The sequence below is a fragment of the Nostoc sp. C052 genome, assembly GCF_013393905.1.
In the GTDB taxonomy this organism is placed as follows: domain Bacteria; phylum Cyanobacteriota; class Cyanobacteriia; order Cyanobacteriales; family Nostocaceae; genus Nostoc.
This window is the reverse complement of the sequence record NZ_CP040278.1, coordinates 61905-82446: the sequence shown is the minus strand read 5'-3', so window position 1 is coordinate 82446 and position 20542 is coordinate 61905. Positions and strand designations below refer to the sequence as shown.

Annotated in this window: 22 protein-coding genes; 14 read left to right on the top strand and 8 right to left on the bottom strand. The window is 39.6% G+C overall.

Translation table 11 applies throughout. From position 1 onward, the window contains the following. The first annotated feature begins 99 nt into the window (after positions 1 to 99). The 4 genes from FD723_RS40110 (at position 100) to FD723_RS40095 (ending at position 3535) form a co-directional block, all read left to right on the top strand. On the top strand, positions 100 to 603 hold the full coding sequence (locus FD723_RS40110; RefSeq protein WP_179070722.1) for a hypothetical protein: 504 nt from the start codon (positions 100 to 102) through the stop codon (positions 601 to 603). Positions 604 to 876: 273 nt separating this feature from the next. After that, positions 877 to 1860 carry a hypothetical protein gene (locus FD723_RS40105; RefSeq protein ID WP_179070721.1) on the top strand — a complete coding sequence of 328 codons (984 nt, stop codon included), beginning with the start codon at positions 877 to 879 and terminating at the stop codon, positions 1858 to 1860. A 117-nt stretch (positions 1861 to 1977) separates the two neighbouring features. Further along, on the top strand, positions 1978 to 2958 hold the full coding sequence (locus FD723_RS40100; protein ID WP_179070720.1) for a hypothetical protein: 981 nt from the start codon (positions 1978 to 1980) through the stop codon (positions 2956 to 2958). A gap of 79 nt (positions 2959 to 3037) precedes the next feature. After that, entirely contained in the window at positions 3038 to 3535 is a 498-nt protein-coding gene (locus tag FD723_RS40095; protein WP_179070719.1) for a hypothetical protein, read from the top strand. Between the two features lie 56 nt (positions 3536 to 3591). Here the strand turns inward: FD723_RS40095 and FD723_RS40090 are convergent, their stop codons facing one another. Beyond that, positions 3592 to 4617: a hypothetical protein gene (locus tag FD723_RS40090; RefSeq protein ID WP_179070718.1), complete on the bottom strand. Its 1026-nt coding sequence runs from the start codon at positions 4615 to 4617 to the stop codon at positions 3592 to 3594. Between the two features lie 106 nt (positions 4618 to 4723). On the opposite strand from FD723_RS40090, the gene FD723_RS40085 reads away from it, so the two are divergent. The 4 genes from FD723_RS40085 to FD723_RS40070 all read left to right on the top strand — a co-directional run bounded on the left by FD723_RS40085 (position 4724) and on the right by FD723_RS40070 (position 7253). Further along, on the top strand, positions 4724 to 4906 hold the full coding sequence (locus FD723_RS40085) for a hypothetical protein (RefSeq protein WP_179070717.1): 183 nt from the start codon (positions 4724 to 4726) through the stop codon (positions 4904 to 4906). An 88-nt stretch (positions 4907 to 4994) separates the two neighbouring features. Further along, positions 4995 to 6179, top strand: a complete 1185-nt coding sequence (locus FD723_RS40080; RefSeq protein ID WP_179070716.1) for a hypothetical protein — start codon at positions 4995 to 4997, stop codon at positions 6177 to 6179. 77 nt (positions 6180 to 6256) lie between these two features. Then, positions 6257 to 6532, top strand: coding sequence for a hypothetical protein (locus FD723_RS40075; protein ID WP_179070715.1), 276 nt, complete (start codon positions 6257 to 6259; stop codon positions 6530 to 6532). Positions 6533 to 6632: 100 nt separating this feature from the next. Then, a complete protein-coding gene (locus tag FD723_RS40070; RefSeq protein ID WP_179070714.1) occupies positions 6633 to 7253 on the top strand; it encodes a hypothetical protein in 621 nt (206 codons plus the stop codon). Positions 7254 to 7359: 106 nt separating this feature from the next. Here FD723_RS40070 and FD723_RS40065 read toward each other — a convergent pair whose 3' ends face one another. From FD723_RS40065 to FD723_RS40045, 5 genes are all read right to left on the bottom strand, one after another. Then, the gene (locus FD723_RS40065; protein ID WP_179070713.1) at positions 7360 to 7887 is read right to left on the bottom strand and encodes a hypothetical protein; all 528 of its coding nucleotides are present in this window, start codon (positions 7885 to 7887) and stop codon (positions 7360 to 7362) included. A gap of 60 nt (positions 7888 to 7947) precedes the next feature. Beyond that, complete coding sequence (locus tag FD723_RS40060; RefSeq protein ID WP_179070712.1) at positions 7948 to 10953, bottom strand: hypothetical protein; 3006 nt, start codon at positions 10951 to 10953, stop codon at positions 7948 to 7950. A 31-nt stretch (positions 10954 to 10984) separates the two neighbouring features. Beyond that, the gene (locus FD723_RS40055; RefSeq protein ID WP_179070711.1) at positions 10985 to 11392 is read right to left on the bottom strand and encodes a hypothetical protein; all 408 of its coding nucleotides are present in this window, start codon (positions 11390 to 11392) and stop codon (positions 10985 to 10987) included. Then, positions 11389 to 11718, bottom strand: coding sequence for a hypothetical protein (locus tag FD723_RS40050; RefSeq protein WP_179070710.1), 330 nt, complete (start codon positions 11716 to 11718; stop codon positions 11389 to 11391). Before FD723_RS40050 ends, FD723_RS40055 begins: the two co-directional genes overlap by 4 nt. Before the next feature lie 179 nt (positions 11719 to 11897). Continuing rightward, positions 11898 to 12257, bottom strand: coding sequence for a hypothetical protein (locus tag FD723_RS40045; RefSeq protein WP_218651888.1), 360 nt, complete (start codon positions 12255 to 12257; stop codon positions 11898 to 11900). Between the two features lie 143 nt (positions 12258 to 12400). Between FD723_RS40045 and FD723_RS40040 the strand changes: the two genes are divergently transcribed. Together FD723_RS40040 and FD723_RS40035 are read left to right on the top strand one after the other, a co-directional pair. Then, positions 12401 to 13576 carry a hypothetical protein gene (locus FD723_RS40040; RefSeq protein WP_179070708.1) on the top strand — a complete coding sequence of 392 codons (1176 nt, stop codon included), beginning with the start codon at positions 12401 to 12403 and terminating at the stop codon, positions 13574 to 13576. Positions 13577 to 13578: 2 nt separating this feature from the next. Then, entirely contained in the window at positions 13579 to 15687 is a 2109-nt protein-coding gene (locus tag FD723_RS40035; protein WP_179070707.1) for a hypothetical protein, read from the top strand. Here FD723_RS40035 and FD723_RS40030 read toward each other — a convergent pair. Both FD723_RS40030 and FD723_RS40025 read right to left on the bottom strand, forming a co-directional pair. Next, the gene (locus tag FD723_RS40030) at positions 15684 to 16151 is read right to left on the bottom strand and encodes a hypothetical protein (protein WP_179070706.1); all 468 of its coding nucleotides are present in this window, start codon (positions 16149 to 16151) and stop codon (positions 15684 to 15686) included. The two genes, FD723_RS40035 and FD723_RS40030, sit on opposite strands and share 4 nt — an antisense overlap. Positions 16152 to 16160: 9 nt before the next feature. After that, positions 16161 to 16694, bottom strand: coding sequence for a hypothetical protein (locus FD723_RS40025; RefSeq protein WP_179070705.1), 534 nt, complete (start codon positions 16692 to 16694; stop codon positions 16161 to 16163). A gap of 213 nt (positions 16695 to 16907) precedes the next feature. Between FD723_RS40025 and FD723_RS40020 the strand changes: the two genes are divergently transcribed. From FD723_RS40020 to FD723_RS40005, 4 genes are all read left to right on the top strand, one after another. Then, positions 16908 to 17075, top strand: a complete 168-nt coding sequence (locus FD723_RS40020) for a hypothetical protein (RefSeq protein ID WP_179070704.1) — start codon at positions 16908 to 16910, stop codon at positions 17073 to 17075. 51 nt (positions 17076 to 17126) lie between these two features. Next, positions 17127 to 17708, top strand: a complete 582-nt coding sequence (locus FD723_RS40015) for an IS607 family transposase (protein WP_179070703.1) — start codon at positions 17127 to 17129, stop codon at positions 17706 to 17708. Beyond that, positions 17705 to 18928: an RNA-guided endonuclease TnpB family protein gene (locus FD723_RS40010; protein ID WP_179070702.1), complete on the top strand. Its 1224-nt coding sequence runs from the start codon at positions 17705 to 17707 to the stop codon at positions 18926 to 18928. The genes FD723_RS40015 and FD723_RS40010 overlap by 4 nt, the downstream gene beginning before the upstream one ends. A 169-nt stretch (positions 18929 to 19097) precedes the next feature. Then, entirely contained in the window at positions 19098 to 20507 is a 1410-nt protein-coding gene (locus FD723_RS40005; RefSeq protein WP_218651887.1) for a phage portal protein, read from the top strand. Positions 20508 to 20542 lie beyond the last annotated feature (35 nt).

Genomic DNA, 20542 nt, shown 5'->3' with positions numbered 1-20542 from the left:
AACAATTCGCCAAAGTCTTTTGAATAGAACAATATCCAAAGATTACGTCGAAGGATTCTTAAACAACTCAAGTTTTTAACTACTCAAAAGGAGAACAAAATGCCTCAACAATATACTGTTAACTTAATCAAAACTGTCGAAATTGATGCGATGTACTTCCACGTTTTGGCAGATAGCCCAGAAGATGCCAAAGTAATCGCTTCGGAAAAGTTTGATAAAAATTTTAAACCTGACTTCGGCGACATGGAGACATATCCCGATGGAGTGGTTGAATCGATCCATCCCGACTATGAGTGGAGCGCCGATTTAGAAGAAAACGAACCAGTAGCGCCAGCAGTACTCACCAAGGCAGACATCGAAATTTTTGAACAAGCAGAGGATGGATATACTTGGTTTGGAGCCAAGGTTGGCTCCATACTACTCGCGACGGGTTCTGGCTGTCCCCAAGATGCCAGGGTGCTTGCTGAAACGTGGTTTTCCGACCCGCAAGAATACCTCTCTCTAAACGAGGACGAGAAAGCTCTCCTTGCTCAAGCGATCGCGATCGCTAAAGCAATGATTGCGAATCCCCAAGAGACTGTAATTGTTGTTCCCAATCCGTAATTCAAATAGATAAAACTAAAGCCATTAACCTGGAGATCCAGGTTAATGGCTTTTTCATATTCAGAAAATGCAAAAGCTCTGCTTTTGAGGGCAGAGCTAAATTTAAAAAATGGAGAACAAAATGCAAGCTATTTCAACCAATTTATTCATGTAATGGTGTATATAGAAGCAATTCATTCACTTAATATACTAACACAATTCGCGATCGTCTGACATTACCGTGAATACTTAGAGAAAATGTTATAATTATTACATACCTTACGGTGGAAAATAATGGAGAGCAAAGCAAGACCAATATATCTGCATGTGAGTGCAGAAAAGCCCTATTCATACGAATCGTGTCCCAAGAGAGTATCTTACTATGCTCATATCGAAATTCGAGTAGCCACGATGTCGGAGGAAGGAAAGATTCGTTTCGTTTACGATTATTACGGTGAATTTCCGGAGAATCAATTCTACGAAAATTTAAAATTAGGAGGCAGCGTCACTAATGAAGCCGTCTTAATGGACAATCTTCATCCGAGTGTTTCGCTGTCATACGATATGCGTTATGCCAGCGAAATTACAGTTTCTATTTGCCAAAAAATGCATAAAACTATGCAGCGCATCCAGCCGAAGTTAGATGCAACTAAACGCATAGAAGATAGCACTTATTTGGATGTTATCGAACGATTTGGCAAAACTATCAAAGCAGAAAAAATTGCGATTGATGGGGAGCTTTTTGACTTTCCTGGTGATATTTCCAAAATCCAGGAGTTTTTCTTAAAAACGATGGTGGCTTGTTACGAAAGAGCCGAATCTGCCCCACAAATTTTACGATTTACGGACGCAGATTCTAGCCTAGACTTGCCGTCAACGTTAAGGTTAGAGTACATTTTCTTCAATAAATATCCAGTGATTATCGAAGCTAAAGATTTAGGTCAACAGGCTTTAGCGTACAAGCATAAGGATGGTTATTGCCTGTCGGAAATGGAATTTAGGCATCGCGAACCAGTCACTGGTATACCGCATCTTCTCTACATTAATCGGCGCAGGGAAAGGAAGGTTGAAGAAAGGCTGTCCAAGTTCTATAGCGAGAATGATGTGACTAATGAATCTGGCTGGCGAACTTATGACAAGACTTTTATCAGAAAAGTCACGATAAAACGCAGTTATGATGAAAGTTGCACAATTTACGTCAAGTTTGAAGATTTTCATGACGAAGATTCAGAAATTATCGACATCTGGACTGATAGAAGCAACATCACCATAGAATAAACTAAAAAAGCTAATACTTAATCAGTATTAGCTTTTTTATTTCACTTTTTCCAAACAACAATGTTTCTTACTTAATCTAAATGTTACAATTACTACATAACCTACAAGGTAATACGAATGGGGAACAAAATGGTTGCTTTGCACATCAGTGCAGACAAATTCAGAATTATGGATTCTGGTACTAAACAAACGTATTGCTATACACGAATTCATGTACGTCCAGCCTTCCTAGAAGCAGGCGAAACTCGTTTTTTCACTGCTTCGCATTCCACAAAAAGCAATGACTTTTATGCAGGACTCGATTTACACGGATTCGTTAGTAGCAAAATGGCGATCGGGGATGAATTAGATCCATCTTTTCTCTTGAGCTATGACGCTAGTTTTTTAAACCGTCTAGAGTTATCTGCAATTGAGAAAATGGGTAAAACTCTAAGGGCAATAGATAAAAATTTCCAACAACTATCTTGTCGAGCCAAACCCGATTGTTTCAATAGAGTTTTATTTTTGGGGACTTTTCTTAAAGCTAAAAGTCTAATTATTGACGAACAAGTTTCAAGGTTTCCAGAGGACTTTGATCGCGTCAAATCATTTTTCCTGAAAATTATCAATTCTTGCTACGAGATGCACCAACCTCCTCGGCAAGTCTTGAGATTCACGAATTCAGCCTCCATACTGGATTTACCCAATACCACTAGGCTGTCTGAATCAGCCTATCCATGCCCCGTACTGATCAAGATGTCCGAGGTTGAACAACAAGCTTCTCGATATGAGAAAGGACATTGCTTTTGTTGGTCAGAAGCTGAATTTAGAAACGCGCATTCGATTGCGCCAGAAGAGATCCTGCTCGATATCAACCAAGGTAAAGAGGAACAAATTGATAAAAGGCTACAAGCTTTTTATCAGAAATATCAAATTACTAACCTTTCTGGTTGGAAAACCTACAACAAAACCTTTTTCCGTAATATTAGTATTACCGAAGAAAGTGATGGCTGGAAAGAGCAAACACCTTTGACCATTTTTGTAGAATTTCAATACTACGAGCAAGACTCAGAAATCCTCAAAGTTTGGACTAATAGAGACAGCATCAGCATAGATTAATAACCCATCTACAACAGCTAATACCTAATAAGTATTAGCTATATTTGTTACAATAGGAGTACGAAAATGGAGAATTAAAATGTCAAGCACAATGATTGTTGATTTGTCGGTATCTCTATTAATAGAAGCATTCTGGTGTAGTTGGGAAAATATAGCCTCTGACGACTGGATTACCGAAGCAGAAGTGCAGAAAGTGAGGCAACGTTATTATTGCCAACAAGAAATATCAGAAACATTTGATGCTTTACTACGAGAATTTGAAATATCTGATATTGAAGACTTCTTGCCAATTACCTTGACGCAACAAATTGTTGATAAATGCAATCAAGCCTGGGGTGACAAGTTTTCCGTAGAGGAGCTTTACGAAATTAATCAACTCGCTACATACCATCTAGTAATGGGTTTTGTTGGATATGGCTGCACTGCCACCGACGATCCTAATGTGTTTATTCTATTTCAGGAGAAGGAAATAACAAAACCCCGTGGTCACTTTGAATCTGCATACAACGAAGCAGAAAAACTAATTGATGCAATTAGATTCAATATTTTAAAAAAGCATACAGAAATCTGCCATTAAAGCTAAGATAAGTTTGGCTTATTCACAACAAAGCTGGTTATTTATAATAACCAGCTTTATTTTTTGCGCGATTTTTCCATTTCTTTCTGCTGACGTTCATAAGTTTCTGACAAGTCTTTCACCCACCAATCTCGTTCACCAGAAGTTAACTCTAAAACTTCCTTTAAACTACTACAAGGTGCTTGATCGCCAAAACAGAGAAATTTCGAGATTCTATTAAAATACGAGCTAGTGGCTCCTACCTCATCTGATTCTCTAGGAGCTTTCATCAAATTAATATAAAAGTCTTCATACCCTTGTCCGTGTTCCAAGGGAATCAACCAATCGTAACCACACATCGGACAATCCATGAAGATGCTCTTTTCTGGGCCAAAGTTGATCTTCTTTACGGAATTCCGCAAATTATCGATGTCATCTGGGCATAGCTGACGATACAGTTGGGCTGACAAGCAAGGAGATGAGGATAATTGCAGTAAATGAATATCAAGTGGTAGAGATTCATCTCTAAGATTTAGTAAATGACCGAATCGCAATGGCTCAAGTTGAATTTGGGCGATCGCTTCGTTGGCAAATTCAATGCTCTGTTGCAGAGGAATAGTGTAAATTGGTCGCGGTTCGTTGTCGGGAAGAATTCGGATATTCATCGTATTCAAGTCGTGGGGGGCTGTATTTTTCCCCCCTTGAATTTCTGCTTCCTCCGGACAAGGGCATTTGCCAGAAAGAGGAATATCTTTTCCTTGAGCGAGCAAACGGATTCGTAAGATTAAGTACAAGACATCAGCCAAATACATCGATTCGATTAACTTGGGTAAATTGCGTTCGGTTAGCAATATTGCTAAATCGAGCATTTCATACCCACCAATGGTTTCGATTACTTGAGGAAGAAATTGATTGAGGATTTTGGTATGTTTGTCTGGGTGTTCTGAGTACATATCCTCTAGTTCTCCCAAAGCCACATCGTATTTACCGACATACCGTCTAATAAAAAATTCTTGTAATCTTTGTCCTTGTGGTGTCCAAATCCCAATCGGTAGCTTTTGACCTAATGCTCCTAATTCAATATCTTGATAATTGATGTCCATTGTCTTGATTTGTGTTTTTCAGGTTTTTGCATAATATATAGTAGAAGAACTTTTGCTAATTAAGCGAATGGTTGATATAGAAAGGTTGAACAGAAGAATAGCCCAAATGTCCAGTACTGATATCTTGCAAGAAATCTTGTACTGGAAAGAGTTAAATCTCAGATGGGAAAACACCTTAAATTTTTGCTTAAAACACAAGCTATTCATCGGAGAACAACGATGCCGAGAAGTGATTGCTTTCAATAATGCCACAATTGGAATATTGGCTTCTTTCATTACGCTAAAATAGCAAGTTGACATAATAGAAGTAGCTTTGATATTTTCAGGAGATACTCTATTTATTTTTAGAAGCCTGTACCTTCAGGCTTCTTAGTCTCATGTCTATTCCTTACGGTTGGCATTACGAACTTCAAGAAGTTCTCTCAAAAGAACCAAGTATTTTAAAATCTCCGCAACTTTATAGCTTTGATGACGGCAAGGTTTATGCGGCAATTATGGATCGATTGGCACAACCTTTGGCTGAAGGTGTAGGTTCGCCTTTTTCTAGTCGCAATCCTTTGTCTGGACACGGGCAGTTGGCGGGAATGCTGGTTCACCTTTTGGGCGTGAATGCCCATCAGATGAATTTAATTCCTAATCGAGTTTGGCTAGAAAACTTTCGGATGCTGGGCATCTCATTAGCAGCAGAAGAATATCCAATTATTGAATTAGTATTTCGTCGTAGCTATGATGCTTACACCTCGAATATTGGCGTAACTATACCTTTAGGGACAGAAGTTGGCAACGATCGCTTAGAGGATGTTTATGCAATAACTACGGCAACAGTTGAAATCAATGGTGAAGATTTGTCTGTTTCTGTGCCAGCTAGATTAAATATCCAAGGCAAATTGGATATTGATATTAATCCTGGGGATTTTACAGTTTTACCGCGAATGCTGAGTTTTGTAGAATCTGTTTCCAATACAACTGTTTTGTATGCAGGACGCGACCAGGAAAAACTCTCAGAAGCGATGCTGCGAGCTAGACAGCAAATGCAAATTGGCTTGCGTTGTGTAACGGCTCGCGACTATTATGTTACCGCACTGAATCTAGGAGCAGAAAAGGTAAATATTATTCCAGGAGTTTATTACCCTAGCGGCGATTATTATACAGATTTAATCACGATTGCCGTATATCCTCCGGAAATTGCACCATTTATTAAAAGCACTTTGCTAGAAAGAACAATGGTCGGGACTCGATTGGATGTGATTGCAGCAGAGATTGTGCCAATTGATGGAATAATCGACGTGCGGATCATCCCGGCTCTGAGCAATCTGCAAGCTTTTGAAATTGCTGCAACAGCAATTCAAAGTCTGGTAAATCCCCCATTTGGCAATTGGGGCGATCGCAATTTTGCAGCAACAGTTGCCACAGCTCTAGAAAACCAACCAGAAAGTATTTACGCTGTCCCCAGTCTGAAATTAAAACATGCAAATACAGATCAAAATTTGTCTGAAATTACAATTCAGCCTTGGCAACTATGCGAAATTCAAGAAAGTGTAGAATTCGTTTGGCATCGATAAAGGGCAAGATGACTTTTTCAAGGGTTATGTTATAAGATACTTCTGTCTGAATCTGAACAAAAAAAAAGGAACTAGACATGACTATATCTGTTTCGTCTTTGAATGAATCAAGCGAACTATTAGAAGAGGCGCTTGGAATTATTAACCAAGCCTTAGAGTCCAGTCCTACGGATGATGCTACTTTTCAAACTTTGAATAGCAAAATTGATAATTTGTTTCCCAAAAATAGCAGTGGCGAAGTAGATGAAGCTGTTACCCAAGGAGTAGAAAAAATTCAAGGTATTCTCAAATCTGCGATCCAAAGAGCGCACTCTGCAACACCTGCTTCAATCGTTTCTCCTACTGCTAGGTAGAAGAGAGGCTGGCTTTATCTTTCCCTACCTGTAAATCACCTGTGGCCTATTTGCTAATGTATTAGTGAAGAAGCCACTTTTCAATTTATAGCTCGTAATTATGTCTACTTTGCCAATCCCCACCCCACCTTCTAAGATCCAATTTCGCTGTCTTGGCATGATCAGTGCAAAATATTTCCCTAGCGCCGAGAATCCCCTAACCGGAAATTTAGAATTTAATGGGAATGTTTTTCCCGCCAATATCCACGGACAATTAAATACTTGGTTGCGAAAGCACCCAGAAATAGATTTAACGCAAATTAACCGTCTATCGGTTTATGTACGAAATTCTTCAGAAGCACCTTTCTATAAGTTTTGCGTAGTCGGTGTTGAGATGGCAGAATCGTTCGTCAACACTTTTTCGGTACGAGGGATTGTTCGCGTTTGGGATTTTGCTGGCAAATCTTGTCGCGTTACGGTTGGCAGAAATATCCCAATTACCAAGGAAAGAAGAGAAAAATATATTTTTAAGCCTTTTCAGATTACTCTTTACGGAGAAATGCCAGAGACAATACCTAATTATTTTTGTGACATTTCCTGTAAATTAGTTGATGGCAAACTATTAGTAGAAAGCATAAATCCCATTTATAAAGCAGACAAACCTAAGTCAAAAAAGCAAAAACCTAAACCAAAGAAAAATCCTGTAATCAAAACAAAAAAAGTTGCAACGTCAGCTTTATAAAATATTAGTAGTATACCCTGAAGTCTTTATATATCAACAAAAAATAACAATGGCGAGTAAAATTACTCGCCATTTTTCGTTTCTATTTTATTAGTTGAATAACAATTTATCCTCCAGATTGATACCAAGTTGGAAAGGTATCAGAGGCTAAATTCTTAGCATCATCGTAAGAAATATTGAACTCCATCATAGAAGTTTCATTCCCATCCATTTGAAAATCGGGTAATGTTTTACTAGTAATAAAACAGCCTTCCAAAGAATACATAATAGGCGCATCTTCGCTCTTACTAGTATGATATAAACGGTGATAAACCAGAATAGCGCCACGCTTGTAAGTTTCTTTAATTCCCCCAAATATGCCAATTCCATTTGATGGTTCATCTATGCATTCAGCAGCCCAAGCTTCGTAAGCTATGCGAGTTGCTCTATCTGCTAAATCGATGCTGATAGTAAATTCTCCAGGATTAGTTCGACCAATTGGAATTTTAGTACCATCTGGACGATCTGCCGTTTCGATACTAATTTCAATGTTGTCTCTGGTGACAACGTTAACTGACAAATCCTCCATCCCTTGGACAATAAAACTTTGCTTATTCTGAAGTGCAGGGTTTTTCGATAAAGTTGCTTTACGCATTGTTCTAACTAGTTTAAATTAATGCGTTACCATAGCTTTTAAAAACTATGGCAACAAGGTTTACAAGCTGGCAAAAGAGGAAGTGACCGAATCTGGGCCAAGATTGATAAAGAAGTTCTTTAAGATCCCAGTTGGGCAATAAATGATGCTGGCAATCAAATCTGTAGTAGCCAAGGCAACCAAGGTATCGCGACTGCTTTGCTGCGTTGTTGCAGTGTTGGGTGTTGGGAAGTTAATCTGTACAGCTTGCGAATAAGGCAAGTAGTTATTCAATGCTCCTTTACGGTACTCTGATTGGAAATACTCGTTTAAGACCATGTACAAGCCAGCAGATAAACTAGGGCTATTTGGCTTGAATAGCGATCGCTGTAAAGTGATTGCTTCCAATAAAACCCTGGCATAGTTTGATTGCATCCGGCGGACATGCAATAAGGTGAACATCGGGTCTGTGGCTGGCACTTCTGCGCCATAAATAACGGTTCTACCTAGAAGCTTGAGGATTGGCTGAATTCCTGCATTGTTGAGCGTTGCTTGCTCTGGAGGACTAATTTCTATTGGTAGTTGTTCAATCCTCGACAATGCAGCATCCAGCCCAGCTGCGGGGTGATGCCAGCCCTCACGCAGACTTGCAACTGCACTTTCTAGTCCGGCTATGTCTCCGTTGATACTAATGAAACGTTTGCCCCTAGACAAAGGACTGGAAATATAACCGTAGGAAGGGAATGCTGCGGAGAAAAAACTATTTTTTCCTAATTCAGAAGTAATAAACGCTTCAGCTACTGCAACTGAATTGATATGTGGGGGAAATTCAATGCGATATTCACAAGCGGTCTGGGCAGCATAATTCCCACCCTGAGATTGGATTGTGGTGTCGTGAATTCCCGGACAAATAATTCGCACCAATCCATAACCTTTACCGTAGATGGCTCGTCCGAGAAGATCCTTGTCTACGTTAAAGAATTTTGTATAGTGAAAAGGTAGGATAGATCCAAGGTCGCCGTCATAGCCACCAACGAAAGATTCACGATAAGCCACAATAAAGCGATCGCCAATAGCAGCTTGTTCGGTTAGATTAACTCCTTGGTCTACTTGTAAATATCCAGCTTTGGAAGCTTTGGTTTCTGCTGGTAAATCAACAGCAAACATTGTTTCTAAGATTAACTCTTCGTCATCGACGATTCGGCGAATTGGTCTAATGGTGTCAGAGTTGGGGTCGTAAAGATAATCCCCTTTTCGGAAGACAGAAGTGAAATTTGTATTTGTACCAAAAACCTGAACCCCAGTTGAGGAAATTGAACCTTCCAGCAATACTGGTGCAGCAGCAGCCCGAATTCTCACAGAATTTCGCGCATATTTATAAGGATTGGGATACAAAGGTGCGTTTATTACCTTCGAGTAATCGAACTCACCTACTGTATAAATTCGCCGTTCTGTGACAAGCAAGGTTTTACCTGCACCATTCGAGGGACGAATATCGTTGGTGGAAGCAGTAGTATAAATTCCATTCCAAAGATTTTCGCACTCAATCCAGGTGTAGTAATTTTTCCCTTCCGAACGATAAGCAATATTAGAATCGTTAATCAGACTTTCAACAAAATCGTCATCAGTTGGGTCTAAGGAAGCATCGGCAATTTGCATAACTCGCTTGCCGTTGAAATACAAGAACAAGCTAAAATGCGTCTCTGGTTTTTTCAAGCCTAATCCAACTTCTACGCTTAGACCAGTGCCAGCTTTTTGGATTAAATCAAGTTTTACCTTTTGATTTTGCTTGGTAATTTGGGAAGCAGTAAAGTCTTTAGAAAACTTTTGATCGATTTTGAACCGCTGGTTCGGTTTATCGATTTCAACAACAGAAACGCTATCGCTGCTGCGATTGGGGTCAATAATACTGCTACCTACAGTTAATTCTGTTCCGTAACTAGTCTCGCTGCCAACAACAGCCTCAACCCAGAAATTATCAACACTTGCTTGACTACCAGCAGAAACTTCTACAGGAAAGCCAGATTCTAGTTGTAATTGGGTGGGACTGACGATGCTAGCAATTTTCCGACTGTAGGTTTTGTTATCGACTTCAGCGTAAATTGTATTGCCTGGAATTAAATCGGTAAAGGTTGTGCCGACACCAGTCAAAATCAAATTATCTTTTTCTAGGGAAGCGCCAGTAATCCCATCGTTGGTAAAAGTAGCACCAATCGTCAAAGTTGTATTAGAAGAAATTGACTCGACCGATCTAGCTTCACCTTGATAGTAAATATTGTCGCCAATTTCCAATTGCTCGCTAAACCTAGTTCCAGTTCCTGTTACCACTGTCCCGTTAATTGCGACAGTTCCTGTTACTGCTGTCATCAGAGGAAAAGCAACAGTACCAGCTAGTGTGTACTTGGAAGAGTAAGAAGCTAACCCACTCAGAGTAACTGGCCCATCTATACCATCAGCGATTAAATCGTATTGGGATGAAATTGTGAAAATTGTTTCGCCGCGATCGTTGCTTGCCGTATTGGATACGACATCGTACTCTTTACCTGTATCACTAGAGAAAGAGATTTTTGCCCCGATAAATTCGTTGCGTTCAACCCCAGGAGCATAAATAGTAAAGGTTCGCGCCGTACTTACGATTAAGGTAGACCAAGGAATATGAGCTTCATATCCTCCCCATCTCCCCTCATTCCCAGCTGACAATCTCAAGACTTCTCTACCTTGACGGTTTTTCAAAGACAAAGATGCTCTTTTACCTTTACCGTCCAAGCCTAGTCGGGTAACAATTAAAGTTCCCGATTGTCCTGCCATCGTAAAGAAGCCATCAATGGCATCTGGGCCCATTTGAGAGCCATCGGGATACAAATGCCAGCGAACGTCTTGGGGATCTCCAAAAATTTGATCGTATTGCTCTCTAGAAGTAACCGTAACCGGGACATCAGATGGCCCACGTTGCAAAGGGCTAAATAAAGCCAGTACGCCAATATTCGGTTGTCGAAGCTGTTGGCTACCAACAACTTCGCGAACTCGGACACCTGCTGCTCCTAAAGGTGGCCCAAATATTGTCGTTGTTTCTAAAGTAGTTGCCATTTATATTTCCTATTGAATTACCAGAACCAAATTACTTACCGCCATTGATGCTCAAATATTTATCTCCTTCGTAACCTTGCTCCCGAATTCGTAGAACCCTTGTAAGTACAGGCAAGTTGCCACCACTAGAGGCATAACGACTAACAGGAAAGTTTTTTTCTGTTTCCAATCTGTCGAGTTCTTCGTGTGTCGCTTCCAAAAGCGGATCGTCTGGATCGATTTGGACAAAGCCAGTCAGAACTAGTTTTTGAGTAGTGAGAATGGTCTTGAGATACTGCTCGGCAAGTTGAATTTCATCTCCTGTCAGAAGTTTTGGCTGGGCAGAAACGAAAAACTGAGGATCTTCTTCATCTCCACTTTTTTCGCCTTCCCAATCTTCGGGATAATTTATCTGCAAGCTCGAACCGTGGCTTAAGCGAACTTCTTTTTGTAACTTCATGGTGCTGGTACGACGATTTTCACTAAATTTTCTGGACTGATAAATTGAGCAGTAGGGCCTGCGTAAATGGTCAGTCCTCGATTTTTGATTACAGGATTTTCGGCATAACTCTCGCCAAAAATAGCAGTAATGTATTGGCTCTGCTGCTCGGTGCTACCGGAAGTAAAAAAGATATAGTGCCCGTTTGTATAGGCAGGCAAGCTTACAGGAGGACGGTAAACGTTGTTGTTCATTGCATAAATTTGATCTGCATCCATTCCCACATCTTGAACCAATACTTCAAGCTGCTCGCTATTCAAATTCAATGAAACAGTAGATAGGCTCATATTCAACAAAAAAGCCGAGGAAAACCTCGGCTTGAGTAGTTATTTGAGTAGTGAACTAATAATGTTTTTTTAACTTAATATTGCCTGTGGACAAGTCGGTATTAAGATTTTGTAATCTCCTTTGATCCGATGATAGTGAAAGTTACCGAGCTTATTTACAGACGCTTGGTTAAATGTTGTTACATACTATACGTCACCTCCGAAGGGCTGACAATAGTTGTTACCTCCACCTTGTTCTCCTGCTTAACATAGTCTACCAACCAAGTGGAATATAAGGTAATCCCGCTGTGATAGCCTTTTAACTTAGGAGCCTGGGTTGTCTTTAGCAAAGTTTTCATAAAAAGCGAATGCTTGTCTGAATCGCCTTGAAAGAAAAAAATGTATTGCCCAGAAAAATAAGCATCAACACCAGTTAATGATTGGTGAAGGTTTTCTCCCTGGATTATATGAATAGCATGTACCTCTGGATCTATTCCATAGTCAGAAAGAAAAGTTATTTGTTTTTCGTTCAATTCCAACGTATGGGTTAGAAATACCATTTGCTTGTCCACACAACCTAACTGAAGTATATATTTTAAGATTATTTTTGTCTACTTGCTTAAAACATTTGCAATTAGCACCACTAGATCCCAAGGATGTATGAGATCATTTGTGAGTAAGATTTTCTTGAAATAGGATACGTATGCCCAGGAATCCTTTATTTTATCCAGATGACTTTCCAACAGAGAAGCGAGGAGCTTCCACAACAGCGAATAATTTTGAGACAGCCATTAATCTCTTGCAAACTAATGCCAGAGATACAGCTTTATTACAAATTCACGCTCGAAGATCCGCAGCTCAAGGCATTGTCGGCAACCAAGGGAAAATTACCAAAATTTCCCATGACATCATGCCTTCTTACCTTGTGGGAAATCGCATAAATAATTCTCTAGTGATTGGAACTACAGCTTATATTCCTGGCAACTATGGATTGCAATGCTTTAGCTACCATAATGAAAATTTTCGTCGTTCGAGCATCAAACTCGAACACGATCTTCATTATGTGGTGACAACTGGAAATTCAGAATCGGGCAAAATAGGCTGTGGTGTGGATTGGAGCGGTGCTTTTAGCAGCGTATTCAATAAAATCAAGTATTATCCCAAAGAATTCGTCGAGGGAGCGATCGCCCAATTAAGCGAACCAAGAATTGCCGCAATCGGACAAATAGGAGATGCAACTAGAGGAATTATCGCTGGAGGTGCAAACAAGTTTGGTGTGTTGCAGCGAAATTCTTCTACTTACACTCATGCCACAGATACGATTGTCGCGATCGCCAATCTTTTGCAAATAGCTCGTTTTGCTCCCCACGGTGGACTATCGAGTAAGTTTGCTGGCTATATTTTAGGAGGATCTGATGCCTATTTTGGAGGCACACCTTTAAAATCGATTGAAAAGGTTAACTACACTACTAATATTGGAGCAGCAACTACTATTTCTTCGACTATCGAACATTCACATACAGTCCACGCTGCATTTGGAAATGCCAACAAAGGTTATCTGCTAGGTGGTTCCAACGCTTCGCCAGTAAATACAAAATGGGCCAGCAATGTTATTACTGGCTTTACATATTCAGGAGAAATTGCCACAGCATTATCCATATCTTTGCCCAATGAACTCACTTGCTCTTTTGGAGCAGGCAGCAGTGAAGCTGGATATGTATTCACCGGCTGGGTGGAGGACTCTTTCAATTCTTTATCAAATACTAGTGTTTTCAAGTTACGATTTGCTGACGAGCAACCCTTTTTGATTGAAGTTAAACTCCTAGAGGATGCTTGGGACACTGGCGCTGTTTCTGATTATGGTGCAGGATTTTCTTAACTATGGTTAATACCAATAAAATATCGTCAGCAATTCAAGGATCGTTGAACAATCTAGTGACCGGAGATGTCCCGAACTTTCAACGAAGTACTTTGGTCTGGTTAGAGTATCAGCCTAATGGCTCTTTGAAGTTAGAGCCAGTCTCAGCACATCAACCAGCAATTGACAGCAAAACTGGCTCGATCATTCTTGAGCCAAGTTGTGTAAATTATGTAACTCACAATATTGATTTGAGCCAAAATGTTTGGATCAAGGGATCTCATTGCATAATTTTCCCCGACGAAGTTGAAAGCCCTGATGCTACAACCTATCAAGCAGATTTAATTACTTGGACTATTGGCGAAGGACTAACCCAGTCTTTGAAAAGAACAATTGTTCTTGATGCTGGGGAGACTTATACAATGTCGCTTTTTCTGCTTTTACCCAACGGTCAGCAGGCTTCTGATAAAGATGTGATTCGTTTAAATTCAGGAGTAGTCGGGAAACCAACAATTAAACTTAGCCAGCTAAATAACTTCCAAAATCGCTATCAGATTTTAGAAGTAAGCTTTCAAGCTAATGGCAGACAGATTTCTTTGCCAAAATACAGCCACGACACTGGCTATGCAGCACTTTCTATCTCTAGCAGCACCGTAACTTTAAGTACGAATACAGCGATCGCTAAAGATCAATTTTCTGGAGGACAAATTCAATTTGAGGACAGTACTCAGTTTTATGACATCTTGGCAAACACTGCTGGGACTACCTCTAGCACTCTGACCCTTGATACAACAAATCTGATCAAAGATGGAATCACAATTGGCAGACAAGGCAGGATTCATGGAGCAGAATCTCAAACAGTAGAGTTGGAATTTTATGTGGAAAGTACTCTATCTTTGTATTTTGGTGGCATTCAAATTGAAAAACATCCTTTCCGCACTTCGATGATTTATCAAGGCGATGCTTACAAAATTCGGGCTGCATCTCTTTTGTCCTATCGTCGCAACCTACTAGCTGGGCTAAAAACCTTAAGCATTTTTGTGGAACTTCAAGAGTGGCGCGGAGATGGGATTCTGTTCGATGCGGGCAACTTAGTCGCGAAAATTGTCAATGGTAGTCTAGTTGTTGAAACTAGTAGTAGTAGTTTGACTGTCAATAAACAACTACCAAAATACAGCAAACTCCTGATCCAAATTTCTGAAGAAAACACCAATATCAGTGTCTATGTCAACAAAATTCTAGAAGCACGAGCTAGCGTCTATAACTTCGTTGGCGATCGCAATTCTGCATTTAGCTTAACTTCAGATGGCTATCGAGCGATCGCGCAAATCGTAGTATTCGATAAATTGTTGTTCGATGGACAAGTAGAAATTGGCCAAACTGTTGCTGACGAAGTAGCGGAATTATTCGATTCTGCGGTAATTATTGATTCAAAAACCCTATCTGCCAACACTCCACCAATTGTTTTACCGCCAATTACAATTCCGGCTCCTCCAGAACCAATTGCCAAATCTCAAATTCGGGGAGTCAGTATAAACAGTAGCAGTGTCACTGTAGAAGATGCTACTAAATTTATCATTGGCTTACCAGTGTCAGTAGTGCGTGAGGGCAGAACTGTCCTGACTACAAAAGCGCTTACCAAGACGGGTAACGTATTGCAATTAGAGGTTATTTATGGCGTAGTTATGGGAGACTTCCTGGTTTACGGCAACGTCGATCAACCTGGAGTAGCTAGCGTCAGATTTCCTTACACACCCATTGACCAAGCAAAAATTATCGAAATCGACCCGACGCTACGGAGGCTGAAAATCGCCTCCAGCCTTAGTTTTACAAAACAAAGAGCTTTTGTAAGTACCATAGACTATCTCGACATCGCGGAAGTCAAAATAACCAATATCGACAACACTAATGGCTATCTCTTCCTCGAATCTGTTGAGGGAATAGAAATAGGGCATCTCATCTCCCAAGCCAAAGATGAGCTATTTATCGATCCTGATTGTTATGAAGCCTATTTGCTAGATCAAGTTGCTGGGGTCAGTATTGATTGGAAATTCATGAACGGATTGCGACTAACCAATAGAAATAGCGTACCTATACAGGTGCAAGCTGCGATCAGAGCTTCTACCTATTAATTCGTGAATTTCGGGAAAGGCTCCCCATCCAAAATTACTCCTTTGATAAATTCATCAATATCTTGGGTTTGCCGAATGCCAGTATAGGCATAATAACCAAAAGCCAAAGTACTGACTACATTTTCTGTTTCAGGAATGTATCTGATATTGATTGTCTGATCGTTCCTGAAAATTGTCTGTGGCGCTATCTCTACCGCCAAGGCTTTAATTCCGATTCCTGCCACCTGATTCCACTTCAATATTTCTTCTCTGGCGTTATAGGTGAAAAATTGAACGCTGGGTGCAGTTAGGGGAATAAAAAGTGGCATCATCAATCCCAATGTGGGATGAATCGGGTCTTCGCCAACTACGGTCAACAGTAAATGCAAAATCCTGCTGGCAACCACCTTAGCTGGCTGTTTAACAATATTCAATCCCCCCTGTTGATTGGCAGGATTGTAGAAAGTCCAATCGTTTCCTAGCATATTCAATATTTAGCTTGCTTTTTTTAATACTGGTTGCAATTTTTCTAGATAACGTTCGTAGCCCAAAAAATTATCTATATCCATGTACTCAATTTCCTGCGGATATATTTCTATGGCGACTCCTACTCGCTTTTTCTCTTTCTTTTTAGTTTTTACTTTTACAAATTTGCCACTACCCGCTATTACAATCGATCCGCAATCATCTGGTAATAATTTAGCTTTAACAATTGCATCGATAACTGCACCTTGTAAGTTATCCTGGTCGCTACTACCAAAGTTACAAAAAAAGCATTCAATCCGGCATGGGTTCGGCAAGTCAGGTAAAAACCCTTCTAACTTTAGCTTAATCAAATAGGCAATAACTTTATTTGTCCAAGCTCTATAATCTTTTTGAGTGTACACTTTTATCCTTTGGTTTTTATTTCCTAAAAGGTTTGCGTATGCCCCAAATTCTTTGTTCTTAGAAACAATTGCTGCCCTACCCCTAGCCTTCCCCATTCCTTTAAAAGGTAGAAATATACGTATAGGATATTCGCTCACCATAAAGCTCGATTGTCATCTAGAATAATTGATTAATTGATTATATCTGGCATTAAAAATTTAATCAAAGTTTTAATAAAAGAGTCTTGTGCTTGCTTTTTTAATAACAAAATTTTTGTTAAATTCAGCCAGATTTAATTCTTTTAGATTAAACTAATCTTAGTCTAAAATCCAAAAACCACAATTGTTTTGGGGATTTTTTAATAATAGAAAGCCATGTACATCAGAGATCCGTACATCATTAAAACCGACGATAATAGATATTTACAAGAAGATGCCACGACAGCAAACCCTGTTTGGGGCACTAAAGATACAGCGATGCACATTTGCCATTATATTGGCGCTTTAACTATTCAAGAGAAAACTGGAGGATATGTGTTGTAAATATTTATTGATTTTATACCCATATATACCCAATGAATGTAATATAGGTAGATGAAACTATCTGATTACGCAAAGAAAGCTGGAGTAAGTTACAAAACGGCACATCGTTGGTGGAAGGCTGGACAACTAAACGGCTATCAGATTCCATCAACAGGGACAATCATTATTGAGTCTGATAATCCAATAGAACAAGAGCAAATTGCTCTAATTTATGCCAGAGTCTCATCGGCAGAAGCAAAGCCAAATTTAGAGAGCCAAGCCATTAGACTAACTAATTATTCTATTGCAAGAGGTTATCGTATTTACAGAGTTGTCAAAGAAATCGGAAGTGGGCTTAATGATAATAGAAAACTTTTGTCAAATGCTTTGCAAGATCCAAATTATAATATTTTGGTTGCAGAGCATCGGGATAGAGTGACTAGATTCGGGTTGAATTACATTAAATTATTATTGGAGGCGACAGGTAAAAAGCTCGAAATTGTTAACGATGCGGATAATGAAAAAGATGAATTGATGCAGGATTTAGTTTCAGTAATTACATCTTTTGTACAGCGCATTTACGGGCTGAGGAGGGCTAAACGTAAAACTGAAAAGTTAATTGCAGAATTGGAAACAAATGGAGTAGAGGAATGAGGTTGGTAGAACGACATATTATTAAGATAAACCATCGGTTTTACAAAGAAATTGATGATTTAGCATGGCGTTCTAAAAATCTATATAACTACGCCAACTATTTAGTCAGACAGTCCTTTATTAAAGATTCCGCCTATCTAAACAATGTAGCAGTATTCCATCTGGTCAAAAAACATGAGTCATACACGGCGTTACCAGCAAAAGTTAGTAACCAAGTTTTGATGGCTCTGCATCGTAACTGGAAGTCATTTTTTGAGGCACAAAAAGCATATAATCAAAACCCATCCAAGTTTAATGGTCGTCCAAAGTTACCCAAATACAAGGATAAGCTTAAGGGGAGAAACATAGTAATTTATGAATTAGGGGCAATATCCAAGAAAACCTTGAAAGAAGGAATTATTAAATTATCGAAAACTGCGATTGAGCTTAAAACATTTGTCAATAATGTCAAGGAAGTAAGATTGATTCCCAAATGTGGGCAGTACGTGATTGAAGTAGTTTATGAATTGGAGGTGGTACCACAACAATTAAACCCAGATTGGGTAGCTGGGATTGATATTGGGTTAGACAACTTAGCGGCGTTAACTTCAAACAAGCTTGGGTTTAAGCCAGTACTTGTTAATGGACGACCACTTAAGTCAATCAACCAACAATACAATAAGGTAAAAGCGAAGCTTCAATCCTACCTCAAAGGCAATGCTAAAACATCGATTCGGATCAACGCATTAACTTGTAAGCGCAACAACCAAATTGATAATTACTTGCACAATGCCAGTAGATGGATCATTAACCATTTGGTCGATGAAAAGATTGGGACATTGGTTATTGGTAAAAATGACCAATGGAAACAAAAAATTAATCTTGGGACAAAGACTAACCAGAACTTTGTCGGTATTCCTCATTCACGGTTTATCGAGCAATTGCAATATAAATCTGAACTGGTTGGGATAACCGTTTTGATTAATGAGGAAAGCTACACTTCCGCCTCGTCGTTCCTCGATTTAGACCCAATCCCTGTTTACAAAAAAGGTGAAAAGCATACATTCAGTGGTAAGCGAATAAAAAGGGCTTGGTATAGATCCAGTGATGGTAGACTTATCCACGCAGATATTAACGCTAGCCTGAACATTATAAGAAAGGTATTCCCAGCGACGTTGAGTTCAGGGATAGAGGATATTGCAGTATATCCTTTCCGGGTAACACCGGGAAAAGTTGCTTGAGGACGTTTGTCCATAAAGTTACTAACTGTATCAGTTAAATCGCGATCGCCAAGAATACAATTCTGTGAGCTTGTAGATCGAGCGTTCCAGACTGACTTCTGCTATCTTTAAGTGATGAATTATTAAAAATTAAATGCAACCTAAGCCGGGGGAAACCTTGGTTTTTTTTATGGCCAAAAGAAATCGAGCTGCTAAAAGAACTGCAACCAGACAAATTGTTGAATCCCCAATCCCCAAGGCTAACCACAAAAAGGTTGCTGCTGTTGGGGCTTTTCCCAATAGACAAGCATTTGATTCCAATACCAATTTTAATAATTCTTTCAAAAAAGAAGTTACTCCTGATTTGCTCAAAAAGCTTGCGGAGAACGTCTTATTTGACAAAGCCATTGAACGAATTTCCAATGGAGTTGCCGCAATTCCTTGGGTAATCGATCCTCCAGAGGAACTAAAAGATGATAAAAACGCAATTCAGCAAGCTAGAAGATTAACCCGCAGTTTAAAAAAGCCTAGCAACGATATTCGTCACAATACTTATAGAAAATTTATTAAATCAGCAATCAAAGATTTATTGATATTTGGTTCTGCTGCGATCGAGAAAAAGCCTGGATACGACGATGATAAGCAAGCTTTTTGGTTGTGGAGTACAAGTCCAGAGTTTATCAAGATAGATCCTGCTTGGGATGGGGATTGGGATGAACCCCGATACTGGTATTGTCCAGCCAAAACTAGGGAAGAGAACTGGATTCCTGTGTTGGATGAGAATATGTTTCTGGTTCAGGCAAAAGTCAGTAGTTACGAGATTGTCTGTCCTTCTCCTATCAAGTTAGCCTACGACGATATAAATACTTGGATGGGTTTACATGGATATCAGGCTCGCACCGTGAACAACGGTGTGCGAGATTACATGATTAACCTGGAAAATGCTGGAGAGGACGAGATTGAAGGATTCAGAGACTATTGGCGTACCAACGTCGTCGGCAAGGGAGAAATCCCGATTATTGGCGGCAAAGTTTCTGTTGTAAAGTTCGGTGCGAAGAACGATGAAGAACTATTTTTGAAGTATACAGAATTCTTGACTGGGTTAATTGCTTTGTATTTTGGACTCTCGCATCGAGACGTGGGGAATCAAAGGGAGGATAGTTTTGCTACAGCTGATGTTGCCCAATCACACTCTTTTCAAGATGCCATCCTCCCAATCGCTCAAGTGATCATTGACGATCTCAACAATCAAATTGTTGATTTTTATTATCCTGATTACACTGTCCAAATCGCTGACACCGAACCTAGAAAAGAAATAGAAGAAGCGCAACGAGCAACTATATTATTTCAAGCTGGCTTAATTACCAGAAACGAAAGTCGGAGAATGCTAGGGGAGCCACCATTAGAAGGAGGAGATGTATTCTTCGATTCCAGCAAACCGGGAGATATTCCACTCCAACCTGGAAATACTGGTTCAAATATTCAAAATGTTAATGGTAAAGAACAATTATTTTCCCAAAATGGAGCTGCAAACAACGGCAAAATTAAAATAAATCGAAGGTTAGATGACAAAATTCGAGTTTTACAATCTAAAAATTAAAAAGCATCTTGTAGAATTTAGATACAGACAGTTAT

Coding starts and splice junctions, on each gene's coding strand:
- FD723_RS40025 (WP_179070705.1), bottom strand. CDS start 16,694: ATGGTGAGCGAATATCCTATACGTATATTTCTACCTTTTAAAGGAATG.
- FD723_RS40070 (WP_179070714.1), top strand. CDS start 6,633: ATGTCTACTTTGCCAATCCCCACCCCACCTTCTAAGATCCAATTTCGC.
- FD723_RS40105 (WP_179070721.1), top strand. CDS start 877: ATGGAGAGCAAAGCAAGACCAATATATCTGCATGTGAGTGCAGAAAAG.
- FD723_RS40020 (WP_179070704.1), top strand. CDS start 16,908: ATGTACATCAGAGATCCGTACATCATTAAAACCGACGATAATAGATAT.
- FD723_RS40030 (WP_179070706.1), bottom strand. CDS start 16,151: ATGCTAGGAAACGATTGGACTTTCTACAATCCTGCCAATCAACAGGGG.
- FD723_RS40085 (WP_179070717.1), top strand. CDS start 4,724: ATGTCCAGTACTGATATCTTGCAAGAAATCTTGTACTGGAAAGAGTTA.
- FD723_RS40045 (WP_218651888.1), bottom strand. CDS start 12,257: ATGGTATTTCTAACCCATACGTTGGAATTGAACGAAAAACAAATAACT.
- FD723_RS40065 (WP_179070713.1), bottom strand. CDS start 7,887: ATGCGTAAAGCAACTTTATCGAAAAACCCTGCACTTCAGAATAAGCAA.
- FD723_RS40055 (WP_179070711.1), bottom strand. CDS start 11,392: ATGAAGTTACAAAAAGAAGTTCGCTTAAGCCACGGTTCGAGCTTGCAG.
- FD723_RS40035 (WP_179070707.1), top strand. CDS start 13,579: ATGGTTAATACCAATAAAATATCGTCAGCAATTCAAGGATCGTTGAAC.
- FD723_RS40100 (WP_179070720.1), top strand. CDS start 1,978: ATGGGGAACAAAATGGTTGCTTTGCACATCAGTGCAGACAAATTCAGA.
- FD723_RS40110 (WP_179070722.1), top strand. CDS start 100: ATGCCTCAACAATATACTGTTAACTTAATCAAAACTGTCGAAATTGAT.
- FD723_RS40080 (WP_179070716.1), top strand. CDS start 4,995: ATGTCTATTCCTTACGGTTGGCATTACGAACTTCAAGAAGTTCTCTCA.
- FD723_RS40005 (WP_218651887.1), top strand. CDS start 19,098: ATGGCCAAAAGAAATCGAGCTGCTAAAAGAACTGCAACCAGACAAATT.
- FD723_RS40060 (WP_179070712.1), bottom strand. CDS start 10,953: ATGGCAACTACTTTAGAAACAACGACAATATTTGGGCCACCTTTAGGA.
- FD723_RS40040 (WP_179070708.1), top strand. CDS start 12,401: ATGCCCAGGAATCCTTTATTTTATCCAGATGACTTTCCAACAGAGAAG.
- FD723_RS40075 (WP_179070715.1), top strand. CDS start 6,257: ATGACTATATCTGTTTCGTCTTTGAATGAATCAAGCGAACTATTAGAA.
- FD723_RS40090 (WP_179070718.1), bottom strand. CDS start 4,617: ATGGACATCAATTATCAAGATATTGAATTAGGAGCATTAGGTCAAAAG.
- FD723_RS40095 (WP_179070719.1), top strand. CDS start 3,038: ATGTCAAGCACAATGATTGTTGATTTGTCGGTATCTCTATTAATAGAA.
- FD723_RS40050 (WP_179070710.1), bottom strand. CDS start 11,718: ATGAGCCTATCTACTGTTTCATTGAATTTGAATAGCGAGCAGCTTGAA.
- FD723_RS40015 (WP_179070703.1), top strand. CDS start 17,127: ATGAAACTATCTGATTACGCAAAGAAAGCTGGAGTAAGTTACAAAACG.
- FD723_RS40010 (WP_179070702.1), top strand. CDS start 17,705: ATGAGGTTGGTAGAACGACATATTATTAAGATAAACCATCGGTTTTAC.